This is a genomic window from Streptomyces sp. NPDC093544 (assembly GCF_040683495.1).
Taxonomy (GTDB): Bacteria; Actinomycetota; Actinomycetes; order Streptomycetales; family Streptomycetaceae; genus Streptomyces.
On record NZ_JBFBEA010000029.1, the window covers coordinates 96,596 to 108,648 of the forward strand.

Consider the following 12,053-nt stretch of genomic DNA (forward strand, 5'->3'; position numbering starts at 1 on the left):
CCGAACTGGTCGGCCCGAACGATCTGACCCAACTGGGAGGTAACACATGTCTGTTGCGATCTACGAGCCCCCGACCCTGCAGGAAGTCGGCGACTTCGACGAGCTCACCAAGTGCCTCGGCGTCGGAAGCTGCAACGACTTCGCGGGCTGTGGTTACGCCATCGTCTGCTTCTGGTGATCACGCCCGGTGCCGGTGCGCTCAGGCGCACCGGCACCGGGCCCGGGGGAACGAGGCGACATGGAATTCGTAGTGCTTCCGGACTGCCCGGCCGGTGCCGCGTCGGCCGCGCGTCTGCGGGCGACACACCGGATCGACCACCCGTCGGGGCGGCCCTGGATTCTGGGCGACTGGCCCCAGGGCGAGGCCACAGTGGTCGAAGCGGGCCCGCGGCGGATGGTGCTCCTTGGCCACACCCGGCTGGACGAGGCGGCCATGGCGGCTGCGCTCGGCCTGATGGGTTCGCTCCACGACGTGGACGCGGTCGTGTCCCGGCTGCCGGGCGTCTTTCACCTGATGGCTTCGATGGACGGCAGGACCCGGGTCCAGGGTTCGGTCGCCGGCGTACGGCAGATCTTCACGGCCGTGGTCGACGGTGTCACGCTGGCGGCAAGCGGCGTGGAGCCGCTGCTGCGGCTCACCGGTGCGGGCATCGACGAGGCGGTGCTGGCCGCCCGGCTGCTGGCGCCGGGCGGAGCGCCCTGGCCGCTCGCCCAGCGTCCGGTCCGCCGGGGAATCGACCCGCTCGACACCGGCCATTGGCTTCAGCTGGATGCCAACGGCCGTTCGCAGCACCTACGTTGGTGGGAGCTTCCGGAAGCGTCCCACTCGCTCGACGAGGGCGCGGCGGCCGTGCGCTCGGCGCTGTCGGAGGCAGTCGCCACAAGGGTGAGCTCGGGCGGAACGATCAGCGCCGACCTGTCCGGGGGGCTGGACTCCACCAGCCTCTGCTTCCTCGCCGACGCGGCAGGCGCCGACCTGGTCACCTTCCACGTCGCGCCACTCGACAGCGCCAACGAGGACACCGCGTGGGCGCACAAGGCCGCCGCGCTGCTCCCGGCGGCCCGGCACCACACGCTGGCCGCGGACCGCGCCGAGAACCTGTTCGATGTCGGCTATACCGCCGACCACCCGAACATGGCCCCGGAGGGGCCTTCGACCTGGGCCTCAGGGCTCGCGCACATCCGGGACCTCGCGAAACGGGCCACGTCGGAGGGCGCGTCCCTGCACCTGACGGGCTTCGGCGGGGACGAGCTGTTCGGCCGGATGCCCGCCTGCGCATGGTCCCTGGCCCGCGCCCGGCCGGTCGACGGCCTCCGGCTGGTGAACCGCTACCGGCTGGCCAACCGCTGGTCGTGGGGCGCGACCGTGCGAGCGCTCATGGACCGGTCGACGTTCGCGGAGAACCTCACCGCGGTCGCCACCCGGATCGACGCCCCGCTCCCGCCGCTCAACGAACCCGACTTCGGCTGGGTTTCCGCGCCCCGCATGCCGGCCTGGGCCACACCGGACGCCGTGACGGCGGTCCGGCAGCTGCTCACCACGACGGCCGCGGAGGCGCCCGAACCACTGGACGCCGACCGGACCCGGCACCAGGCACTCGCGTCCCTCGTCTTCGAGGGAGCCACGATCCGCCACCTCAACACGGCCCTCGCGGGCACGGGCATCCACTGGGACGCGCCCTTCCTCGACGACCGCGTACTGGCGGCGGCCCTTGCCACCAAGGTCGACCAGCGCCTGGCGGGCGGGCGGTTCAAGCCACTGCTGACCACCGCACTGCGGGGCGTCGTGCCCGCCGACATCCTCGACCGCCGCGACAAGGGCGAGTTCAGCGCGGAGACGTTCCGGGGCATCGAGCGCAACCGGGCCCGGCTCCTGGAACTCTGCGAGGACTCGCACCTCGCCCGGCTCGGCCTCATCGACCCGGCGGCGTTCCGGTCCGCGGTCCTCAACCCCGGGCCGATGTCCCACCACCTCCAGCCCATCACGACCACCGTGGCGTGCGAGAGCTGGCTCCGATCGCACACCCAGGACACGGGAGAACGCCGATGAAGCTGAGCCTTGCCCGCGACGTCACCCTCACGCCCGTCGAGTCGGGGGCCGTACTGCTCGACGGACGCCGAGGCCGCTACTGGCAACTGAACGCGTCCGGCTCCACCATTCTGCGGAAGCTGCTCGACGGAGACACCCCCGATGTGGCCGCCGCGAGCCTGTCCGCCGCCGCCCCGGTGAGCGACGACCAGGCGCGCCAGGACGTGATGGCGCTCATCGACTCACTGAGCGCGGCCAACCTCCTGGAGGTCTCGCAATGACCACCCCCGTCGTCGCCGAGCAGGCGGCACGTCTCCCGTGGCGTCGACAGCTCGAGCCCAGATGTGCCGCCGGCGTCGCACGTCTCCTGGTCCGGCTGCCCCCGGCCCGGCTGCAACGAGTGCTGCGCCTGGTCAGCAGGGGAACCCGACCCGCCGGTCACGCCGAGGTCACGCGAGCCCGGCGGTCGGTCGTCTCGGTCAGCACGCGCTGCGCGGGCCTCGGTTGCCTCCAGCGGTCCGTGGCCACCGTCCTGCTGTGCCGAGCGCGGGGCCGGTGGGCCGACTGGTGCACCGGGTTCAGGACCCAGCCCTTCGGCGCGCACGCCTGGGTCGAGGTCGACGGACGTCCGGTCGACGAGCCCGGTGAACTGAGCGCCTTCCGTACGGTACTCGCGGTGCGCTGTCCCGACGGGAGCCGCTCATGACGGCGATCAGGGCCGAGGGCCTCTACGCCTTCTACGGCACCACACCGGCCGTCAACGGTCTCGACCTGACGGTGCCCACCGGCGCGACGTACGGCTTCCTCGGTCCGAACGGCGCCGGCAAGACGACCACGATCAGCATGCTGACCACGCTGCTCAAGCCCACGGCGGGCCGGGCCGAGGTGGCGGGCTTCGACGTCGCGACCCAGCCTGCCGAGGTCCGGCGGCGGATCGGCATCGTCTTCCAGGAGTCGACGCTCGACCTGGACCTCACGGCGGCCGAGAACCTCCGTTTCCAGGCCGACCTGTGCGGGCTTCCCCGCCGCGAGGCACGCGGCGCCATCTCCGCGATGCTCGACCTGATGGAACTGTCCGAGCGCGGCAGGATCCCCGTACGACAGTTCTCCACAGGACTCCGCCGCCGGCTGGAGATCGCCCGGGGCCTGCTCGGCGCTCCCCGGGTCCTCTTCCTCGACGAGCCGACGACCGGCCTCGACACACAGACCCGCGCGGCCGTCTGGGACCACCTGGACCGGTTGCGGCGGGAGTTGGGCATCACTGTCTTCTTCACCACGCATCAGCTGGAGGAGGCCGAGCACTGCGACCGGATCGCGATCATCGACCGGGGAAAAATGATCACCGAGGGGTCGCCCGCGGAGCTGAAGTCCATCATCGGATCCGATGTCGTCGTGCTGCGCACGGAGGACGACTCGCGCGCCGCGGACGCCGTGTCCGACCGCTTCGGCCTGGCGGCGGAGCTCACCCCGGACGGACTGCTGCTCCGGGTCGCGAACGGCTCCACCCTGGTGCCGCGGCTGTGCACCCAACTCGGCCTGACCGTGCACTCGGTGACCGTCGTGCCACCGACGCTCGACGACGTCTTCCTGCACCACACCGGGTCCGCCATCCGGGAGAGCGGGACGGGCGCGCACACGCTCAGCAACATCGGGGAGGGACTGCGATGACCGGGACGGACACGGTGCTGGAGACGCCCGGCGGCAGGTCGGTCACCGTCGGCCCGCCGCCCATCGGCAGGCCACGGCATGCCCTCAGACCGATCCTGCTGCTGTGGCGGCGGGAGATGACCCGGCTGCGGCACAACCCCGTACGGCTCGCCATGGGCCTGGTGACGCCACTGTTGTTCCTCGTCGTCCTCGGTACGGGTCTCGACGCGGCGTCGTCCAGCCTCGGCAAGGCGCAATTGAACGACTACCGGGCCTACCTCTTCCCCGGCGTGCTGATCATGTCCGTGCAGGCCCCGGCGATCGCGGTCGGCATCTCGCTCGTGTGGGACCGTCGGCTCGGCGTGCTCCGGCAGATGCTCGTCGCGCCGTTTCCCCGGTCGAGCATCGTGCTCGGCCTCGCCTTCGGCGGAGCCACCACGGGCGCGATCTACGGCCTCCTGGTCCTGTCGGTCGGAGGCATCGCCAGCATCCGGTACACGCCGATCCTGCTTGTCGTGCTGGTGGAAGTACTGCTCGTCTCACTGATGTTCACCTCGCTCGGGCTGCTCGCCGCGGTGACGATCAGACAGGTCGAGACGTTCCAGATCGTGGTGAACCTGAGCCTGATGCCGCTGATGTTCTTCTCCGGCGCGATGTTCCCGCCGAACGGGCTGCCGGGCTGGCTCGCCATCGTGGTCAAGCTGAATCCGCTCACCTACGGCGTCGACGCGGTCCGCCGGACACTGCCGGGGCCCGAGTCCCTGAGCTCGGAACAGACGCGCCTGCTGATCGGGGGCTGGAACCCACCCGTGGTCGCGGAACTGGGCCTGCTGGCGGCCATCGCCGCCGTCACGCTCGGCCTGGCCACGTACCGGTTCTCGCGTACGAAGTGAGCAGAAGGATGGTGCGCACAGTGCGTGTCACGAAGGCATGGACGGGAACGGCGGCACGGCTGTTCCTGGCGGCGGTGCTGGGCTATGCGGGCCTGGTGAAGATCAAGGACCTCAGGGAGGCCGGCCGCTCGGTTGCCGTCTACCAGATCGTGCCCACCGATGCCGCTCAGTTCGTCGGCGGGGCACTGCCGTTCGTCGAGGTGGCGGTCGCTCTGCTGCTGATCGCCGGGCTGGCCACCAGGGCGGCGGCGACCGTCACGGCCGCCCTGATGGCGATGTACATCGCCGCCATCGTCTCGGTATGGGCACGGGGACTATCCATCGACTGCGGCTGCTTCGGCGGAGGAGGCACCCTCACGGACGGGGCCGAGCGCGGCTACGTCATCGACATCTCGCGGGACCTCCTCTTCCTCGGCGCGGCCGTCCTCCTCATCTGGAATCCGCGAACTCGCTACGCGCTGGACCGCTGGGTCCTGGAAGTGAAGGAGGGCTAGGCATGCAGTCAACGGACACCCCAGGTACCGCGGAGAGTGCGGACACCCTGGTACGGGAGATGGTGCTGAGGCGGTACCGGCGGCGGCGCACCCTCGTGGTGTCGCTCGTGGCCACGGTCGTCATCGTCGCCGCCGCATTGGTCGGCGCAGGCCTGGTCAGGGCCACCAACTCCGATGCCGGCGAGGCGCCGAGCCGGGTGCCCGCCGGGACGACGGGAGACAAGGCAGGGCTGGTCTTCTCCAGTGGTGCGGTACGGATCGACCTCTACGTCGACTACCTCTGCCCCGAATGCCGCAACACCGAACGGGCCCTGGCCGCGGACCTGTTGACCTTGAAAGAGAGCGGGAGCGTGACCGTAGTCCATCACCCGGTCGCCTTCCTCAACGACTACAGCAGCCCCAGCGGCTATTCGACGCGGGCCGCCTCCGCCGCGGCGTGCGCGGCGGACGAGGGGAAGTTCGAGCAGTACTCCGCGGTGCTATTCGAAAAGCAGCCCGCGGAACGGGGCCCGGGGCTCAGCGAGGCCCAACTCGTCGCCGCGGGCCGGGACGCGGGAATCACCGAGGACTCCTTCGCCACCTGCGTTCACGACGGTACGTACGACCCCTGGGTGACGTACGTGTCCGACGTGGCCGCCTCGGACAACGTGGCGCTGACCCCGGTCGTCATGGTGGACGGCCGGCGCGTCGACGTCACCGGCTCGGACCCGGGCGCCTCGCTCGCCCGCGCGGTGGACGAGGCCGGCCGATGACGCGGACGCGGCTGACCGTGGCGCTCTCCGGGGACTTCATGGCGACCAGAGGAGCGTTGATCACCTCCGATCCCGCCGCCGCGGAACTCCGCGAACTGCTGCACGGCGCGGACTTCGCCTTCACCAACCTCGAGGTGGTCCCCAGCGACGGGCGCGGCCACCCGGTGCACAACGCGGCGGGCGGCGGCGGCCTGATCGCGGACTCCCGCGTGCTCGACGAGATCGTGAACGCGGGCTTCACGGTGCTCGGCTGCGCCAACAACCACGCGCTGGACATGGGCGTGGACGGTGTGCTCCGCACGGCGGAGCTGCTGACGGAGAAGCAGGTCCCCTTCGCCGGGATCGGCGCCGACCTCCCCGCCGCCCGGCGACCCGTCTACGTCGACCGCCCCGGCGGCAGCCTGGCCCTGATCTCCTGCAGCTCGACCTTCCTGCCCGGGCAGGAAGCGGCCGCCCCGTCACCGGAGTTGCCGGGCAGGCCCGGACTGAATCCACTGCGGCACAGCTCCACGCTGGAGGTGACGGCCGCCCAGATGGGCGTGCTCCGGGAGATCGACGCCGAGACGGGGCTACGGGCCCGGCGGGCCGAGGCGCGCACTCTGCTCGGCATCGATCCCGCCATGCCCTCGCCCGAGTGGCTCACCCTGTTCGGCGCCCGCTTCCGTGTGGCGGACGAGCCGGGCTTCACGACCGTGTGCGACCGGACGGACCTCGACGAGATCTCCCAGTGGGTGGGCGAGGCCAGGCGCCGCGCGGACCTCGTCATGGTCAGCGTGCACTCCCACGAGCCCGGCCCGACGCCGGAGACGCCGGGCGAGTTCCTCCGCGCGTTCGCCCACCGCATGATCGACGAAGGCGCCGACATCGTGGTCGGTCATGGCCCCCACTTTCTCCGTGGCGTGGAGCTCTACCGGAACAAACCGATCTTCTACAGCCTGGGCAACATCGTCAGCCAGATCGAGCTCGCCGACCGCATACTGGCCGAGGACTATGCGAACGTCGCCGCCCCCGGGCAGCTCACACCGGGACGGTACTTCGACGAACTCAGCGGCCACGGGCGACGGTTGTTCGCCCCGCACCGCCGGTACTGGCAGTCGCTCGTGCCGCTCCTCACGTTCGACGACGGGGTGCTCGTCGGGGCCCGCCTCTATCCGATCGAGCTGGGTTTCGGCGAGCCCGTCCATCGCCGGGGTCGGCCGCGTGCGGCCGGACCGGCCGAAGCCAAGGAGATTCTCACCGACTTCGCCCGGCTCGCGGAGCCGTACGGCACGACTGTCACGGTCGGGGACACGGGCACGGGCGAGTTGCTGATGGACTAGACCCCAACAGCCCTGGACATCAAGGTCGTTGAGAAAACGGCACTGCTAAAATAACGGAAATCGATGACCCGGGAATGAGCAGTATGCGAGGAAAACGGGATGGCCGAAGTGGTCCGGGTGCTGATCGCCGACGATCAGGCACTGTTGCGCGGGAGCTTCCGACTCCTCGTCAATTCGACACCCGGAATGGAAGCGATCGGCGAAGCGAGTGACGGCGCCATGGCGGTAGAACTGGCCCGCCGACTCAAACCGCATGTCGTTCTGATGGATCTACGCATGCCGGTCATGGACGGTATCGCGGCCACGCGGGAGATCTGCTCCGACGAGACGATGTCCGGTGTACGGGTATTGGCCCTCACCATGTTCGACATGGATGAGTACGTTTACCCGGCCCTTCAGGCAGGTGCGAGCGGATTCATGCTGAAGGACGCCTCGCCGTCCGACCTGGTCGCCGGAATTCGCGTCATCGCCACCGGCGAGGGTGTGCTGGCGCCTACAGTCACGCGACGCCTCATCGGAAACTTCTCGCGCCGTAGTGAAGCGATCCAGCCTGCCCCAAGACTGGTCGGGCTCACCAAACGGGAACAGGAAGTGCTCGTCCTGATCGCGAATGGATTGTCGAACGCCGAGATCTCCGAGCAGTTGGTGATCAGCCTGCCGACCGTGAAGACCCATGTGAGCAGCCTCCTCGCCAAGTTGCATGCCCGTGACCGCGCGCAGCTCGTCATCATCGCCTATGAGAGCGGTCTCGCCGAGCGCGGAATGCCGACCTGACGAAGCTCGGGGGCTTCAGGCGGGTCGCAGCCAGACCGTTGCCAGTGGTGGCAGTGTGAGTTGGATGCTGGCGGGGCGGCCGTGGGCGGGGTGGGGTTCTGGTTTGACGGGGTCGGGGTTGGTGACGTTGCTGCCGCCGTAGCGGGCGGTGTCGGTGTTGAGGATTTCGTGCCAGGCGGGGATGTCGTCGGGGACGCCGAGTCGGTAGCCGTGGCGGACGACGGGGGAGAAGTGGGAGACGGCCAGGAGGGGTGTGCCGTCGGCGTCGTAGCGGAGGAAGGCGAAGACGTTGTCGTCGGCGGCGTCGCCGGCGATCCAGGCGAAGCCTGTGGGGTCGGTGTCGCGTTGCCAGAGGGCGGGTTCGTGTTGGTAGGTGGTGTTGAGGTCGCGGACGAGGTCGCGGATGCCGCGGTGGTCGGGTTCGGCGCTGTAGGCGGGGTCGAGGAGCCACCAGTCGGGTCCGTGGGCTTCGGACCATTCGGCGCCCTGGGCGAATTCCTGGCCCATGAAGAGGAGTTGTTTGCCGGGGTGGGCCCACATGAAGCCGAGGTAGGCGCGGAGGGTGGCGCGTTGTTGCCACCAGTCGCCGGGCATTTTGGACACGAGTGAGCGTTTGCCGTGGACGACTTCGTCGTGGGAGATGGGCAGGACGTAGTTCTCGCTGTAGGCGTACACCATGGAGAAGGTCATCTCGTTGTGGTGATACTTGCGATGAACGGGCTCATGCTCCACATACTCGAGCGAGTCGTGCATCCAGCCCATGTTCCACTTCAGACCGAAACCAAGACCACCGTCGGAGGTCGGCTGCGTCACCCCCTCCCAGGCCGTCGACTCCTCGGCGATCATGATGACGCCGGGGTTGCGGCGGTAGACGGTGGCGTTCATCTCCTGGAGGAAGGCGACGGCGTCGAGGTTCTCGCGGCCGCCGTGTTCGTTGGGGGTCCACTGGCCGGCTTCGCGGGAGTAGTCGAGGTAGAGCATGGAGGCGACGGCGTCGACGCGGAGGCCGTCGATGTGGAACTCCTCGCACCAGTAGACGGCGTTGGCGACGAGGAAGTTGCGTACTTCGCGGCGGCCGTAGTCGAACTCCAGGGTGCCCCAGTCGGGATGGGCGGCGCGCAGCGGGTCCTCGTGCTCGTAGAGGGGGGGTCCGTCGAACTCGGCCAGGGCCCAGTCGTCGCGCGGGAAGTGCGCGGGCACCCAGTCCATGAGGACGCCTATCCCGGCCTGGTGGAGTGCGTCGACGAGGTATTTGAAGTCGTCGGGGGTGCCGAGCCGGGCGGTGGGGGCGTAGAAGCCGGTGACCTGGTAGCCCCATGACCCACCGAAGGGATGCTCAGACACTGGCATGAACTGCACGTGGGTGAAGCCCAAGTCAGCCACGTAGGAAGGGAGTTCGTCCGCCAGCTGACGGTACGTCAACCCCGGCCGCCACGACGCCAGATGAATCTCATACACCGAGAACGGTGCCTCGTGAACCGCACGCGAGGCCCGGCCCGCCATCCACGCGGCGTCCTCCCACACATACGACGACGACGTCACGATCGAGGACGTGTTGGGTGGCACCTCGGTGCGTCGGGCCATCGGATCAGCGCGCAAGGTACGCGAACCGTCCGGGCGGGTGATGTCGAACTTGTAGAGCTCGCCCTCGCCGATCCCGGGGAGGAAGAGTTCCCACACCCCGGAGGAGCCGAGCGACCGCATCGGAAATCCCGCGGCGCCGTCCCAGTGGCAGAAGTTCCCACAGACCCTGACCCCCTGGGCGTTGGGTGCCCACACCGTGAAGCGGGTGCCGGCGATGCCCTGGTGGGTCATAGGGTGGGCGCCGAGCGCCCGCCACAGTTCCTCGTGTCGCCCTTCGCCGATCAGATGCAGATCGAGCTTGCCGAGCGCGGGCAGGAAGCGGTACGGGTCCTGCACCTCGGACTCTGTGCCGTCGTACGTCACCGACAGCGTGTACTCGGGGATCGTGTCGAGGGGCAGTACGCCTGAGAAGAGCCCGTCACCCACGTCTTCCAGCTCACTGCGCAGCCCGTTCACCACGATGGCCACGGCCTGGGCGTACGGACGCAGCACGCGGAACAGGACCCCGTCCGGCACCGGGTGCACGCCGAGCAGCGCGTGCGGATCGTGGTGGGTGCCTGACAGCAGGCGCCCCCGGTCCGTCGCGTCCAACGGAGTGTCCAGCAGTGCGTTCATCGAAGTGGCCGGCCGTACGCCGACCGATGCGGTGCGGACTGTCACGGCTTCAGCCTCCTCAAGGGGGTAAAGGGGATGGGTGGGGATGGTCGCCCGGCGCATGTCAGCGGCCCTCGGCGAGGCGCTTGACCGCCGCCATCGGCACAGGCAGCCAGTCGGGACGGTGCCTCGCCTCGTACAGCACCTCGTACACGGCCCTGTCCGTCTCGTACGCGCGCAGCAGCTCGGGCTCCTCGCGCGGGTCCCAGTCGGCCTCGGCGGCGTAGCCCGCGCAGAACGCCTCCCGGCAGTGCTGCGCCCACTCGGGGCGCCACGGATGGCGGGACAGGGCGGCGTAGTCGAAGGAGCGCAGCATGCCCGCGACATCGCGTATCGGGGACTGCACGCGGCGGCGCTCGGCGAGCGGGCGGGCCGGCTCCCCCTCGAAGTCGATGACCGACCACTGCCGGCCGGCCCGCAGCACCTGCCCGAGGTGGAGATCGCCGTGGATCCGCTGTGCGGGACGGACCGCCGATTCAAGGTCGCCGAGCGTGTCGAAGGCGGACCGCAGCCCGGCCGCGTACGGCCGCAGTTCGGGGACGGAACGCGCGGCCGCGTCGAGGCGCTCGCTCATTCCCTCCGCGAGCCGCCGGTTCTGCCGCCGGCTCGGTGCGTCGACGGGGAAGGCCGTGGCCAGTGCGAGATGCACCTCGGCGGTGGCGCGCCCCAGTTCGTACGCCTCGGACGTGAACTCCCCTCCCGAGGCCAGGGACTGGAGCGCCAGGGTCCAGCCGTCGTCGGCCTCGCGCAGGAACGGCTGGAGGACGCCGAGCGTCGCCTCGCGCGGGTACGAGGTCCGGATCCAGGCCGCGGGTGCGGGTACGCGGGTGCAGCCTTGCCGGGCCAGTGCCGCCGGCACCTCCAGGTCCGGGTTGATGCCGGGCTGGACGCGGCGGAAGAGCTTCAGGATGAACGAGTCTCCGTACACCAGCGAGGAGTTGGACTGTTCGGCGTCGAGAAGGCGCGGGGCGAGACCGGCGGGCACGGCGAATCGCGCGTCGCGCTCGAAACGCAGGGGGCCGGCCGTTCCCGGAGTGCGCAGCCGCTCCAGGAGCATTCCCGCCGCCTTGGGGTCGTGGAGGGCGTCGTACACGATCAGATCGGCGAGCGGACCCGCGCTCGGGCGTCCGATGACGGCGTGGGAGAGGCGGGGAGGCAGCGACTTCTCCACCCCGAGGAGCAGTTGATAGCAGTCGTCGGGCGGGGGGGTGCCGGTGCCGCCGTGGGCCGGCAGCCCGAAGTGTTCGGTGCGGACCAGGAGGTGCAGGCACCCCGGGTACAGCTCGGTCGTCGACACCAGGGTCAGATCCGTGACGCGACGGCCCTTGCCCGCGAACCAGCGCTGCCGCGGCAGCCATGCGTGCAGCAGCTCGGCGAGCGAGGTGAGCAGCGGAGCGGGGCTGAGGCCGCTCGGACGGTGCGGCGCGGTCTTCTGCATGGCGACACGTCCTTTCAAGGGCAGGTGGTCTTCGGATCAAGGGCGGGCGGTCTTCGAAAGCACTCGGTCGGAATGAGAGGCATTCGGGATGAGAGGCATACGGTCAAGATCGCCTGATGACGGTGGGGGCGACTGCGCGGCGGAGCCGGAACCAGTAGAAGCCGTGACCTGCGAGGGTCAGCAGGTAGGGGAGTTCACCGATGGCGGGAAAGCGCACATCGCCGATGAGTTCGACAGGGTGGCGGCCGTCGAACTCCCGCAAATCCAGTTCTGTCGGTTGGGCGAAGCGGGAGAAGTTGTGGACGCACAGGACGAGGTCGTCCTTGTATTCGCGCAGGAAGGCGATGACGGCGGGGTTGGAGGAGGGGAGTTCTGTGTAGGAGCCGAGGCCGAAGGCCATGTTCTGTTTGCGGATCTCGATCATGCGGCGGGTCCAGTGCAGCAGTGATGAGGGTGAGGACATGGCGGC

13 protein-coding genes are annotated in these 12,053 nt (G+C 69.6%); 10 read left to right on the top strand and 3 right to left on the bottom strand.

Annotated elements, in window-relative coordinates; all coding sequences use genetic code 11:
- Window positions 1-46: 46 nt before the first annotated feature.
- The 10 genes from AB0N66_RS34745 to AB0N66_RS34790 all read left to right on the top strand — a co-directional run bounded on the left by AB0N66_RS34745 (window position 47) and on the right by AB0N66_RS34790 (window position 7,908).
- The gene (locus AB0N66_RS34745; RefSeq protein ID WP_266822533.1) at window positions 47-178 is read left to right on the top strand and encodes an aborycin family tricyclic lasso peptide; all 132 of its coding nucleotides are present in this window, start codon (window positions 47-49) and stop codon (window positions 176-178) included.
- Between the two features lie 60 nt (window positions 179-238).
- Complete coding sequence (locus AB0N66_RS34750; protein ID WP_365442557.1) at window positions 239-2,050, top strand: lasso peptide isopeptide bond-forming cyclase; 1,812 nt, start codon at window positions 239-241, stop codon at window positions 2,048-2,050.
- Window positions 2,047-2,310 carry a lasso peptide biosynthesis PqqD family chaperone gene (locus AB0N66_RS34755; RefSeq protein WP_365442559.1) on the top strand — a complete coding sequence of 88 codons (264 nt, stop codon included), beginning with the start codon at window positions 2,047-2,049 and terminating at the stop codon, window positions 2,308-2,310. Before AB0N66_RS34750 ends, AB0N66_RS34755 begins: the two co-directional genes overlap by 4 nt.
- Window positions 2,307-2,735 (top strand): lasso peptide biosynthesis B2 protein, encoded by a 429-nt coding sequence (locus AB0N66_RS34760; protein ID WP_365442561.1) that lies wholly within the window; start codon window positions 2,307-2,309, stop codon window positions 2,733-2,735. The genes AB0N66_RS34755 and AB0N66_RS34760 overlap by 4 nt, the downstream gene beginning before the upstream one ends.
- Complete coding sequence (locus AB0N66_RS34765; RefSeq protein ID WP_365442563.1) at window positions 2,732-3,697, top strand: ATP-binding cassette domain-containing protein; 966 nt, start codon at window positions 2,732-2,734, stop codon at window positions 3,695-3,697. Before AB0N66_RS34760 ends, AB0N66_RS34765 begins: the two co-directional genes overlap by 4 nt.
- Complete coding sequence (locus AB0N66_RS34770) at window positions 3,694-4,569, top strand: ABC transporter permease (protein ID WP_365442565.1); 876 nt, start codon at window positions 3,694-3,696, stop codon at window positions 4,567-4,569. Before AB0N66_RS34765 ends, AB0N66_RS34770 begins: the two co-directional genes overlap by 4 nt.
- Window positions 4,570-4,589: 20 nt before the next feature.
- Complete coding sequence (locus AB0N66_RS34775) at window positions 4,590-5,063, top strand: MauE/DoxX family redox-associated membrane protein (protein ID WP_365442567.1); 474 nt, start codon at window positions 4,590-4,592, stop codon at window positions 5,061-5,063.
- A gap of 2 nt (window positions 5,064-5,065) precedes the next feature.
- The gene (locus tag AB0N66_RS34780) at window positions 5,066-5,815 is read left to right on the top strand and encodes a thioredoxin domain-containing protein (protein ID WP_365442569.1); all 750 of its coding nucleotides are present in this window, start codon (window positions 5,066-5,068) and stop codon (window positions 5,813-5,815) included.
- Window positions 5,812-7,134, top strand: a complete 1,323-nt coding sequence (mslH, locus tag AB0N66_RS34785; protein WP_365442571.1) for a lasso peptide C-terminal Trp epimerase — start codon at window positions 5,812-5,814, stop codon at window positions 7,132-7,134. The genes AB0N66_RS34780 and mslH overlap by 4 nt, the downstream gene beginning before the upstream one ends.
- Window positions 7,135-7,233: 99 nt before the next feature.
- Complete coding sequence (locus AB0N66_RS34790; protein ID WP_365442573.1) at window positions 7,234-7,908, top strand: response regulator transcription factor; 675 nt, start codon at window positions 7,234-7,236, stop codon at window positions 7,906-7,908.
- A 15-nt stretch (window positions 7,909-7,923) separates the two neighbouring features.
- Here the strand turns inward: AB0N66_RS34790 and glgB are convergent, their stop codons facing one another.
- The 3 genes from glgB to AB0N66_RS34805 form a co-directional block, all read right to left on the bottom strand.
- On the bottom strand, window positions 7,924-10,107 hold the full coding sequence (gene glgB / locus AB0N66_RS34795; RefSeq protein WP_365442597.1) for a 1,4-alpha-glucan branching enzyme: 2,184 nt from the start codon (window positions 10,105-10,107) through the stop codon (window positions 7,924-7,926).
- Window positions 10,108-10,210: 103 nt separating this feature from the next.
- Complete coding sequence (locus tag AB0N66_RS34800; RefSeq protein ID WP_365442575.1) at window positions 10,211-11,584, bottom strand: maltokinase; 1,374 nt, start codon at window positions 11,582-11,584, stop codon at window positions 10,211-10,213.
- Window positions 11,585-11,687: 103 nt separating this feature from the next.
- Window positions 11,688-12,053: alpha-glucosidase C-terminal domain-containing protein (locus tag AB0N66_RS34805; protein WP_365442577.1), on the bottom strand; the 366-nt coding region annotated here is incomplete at its 5' end.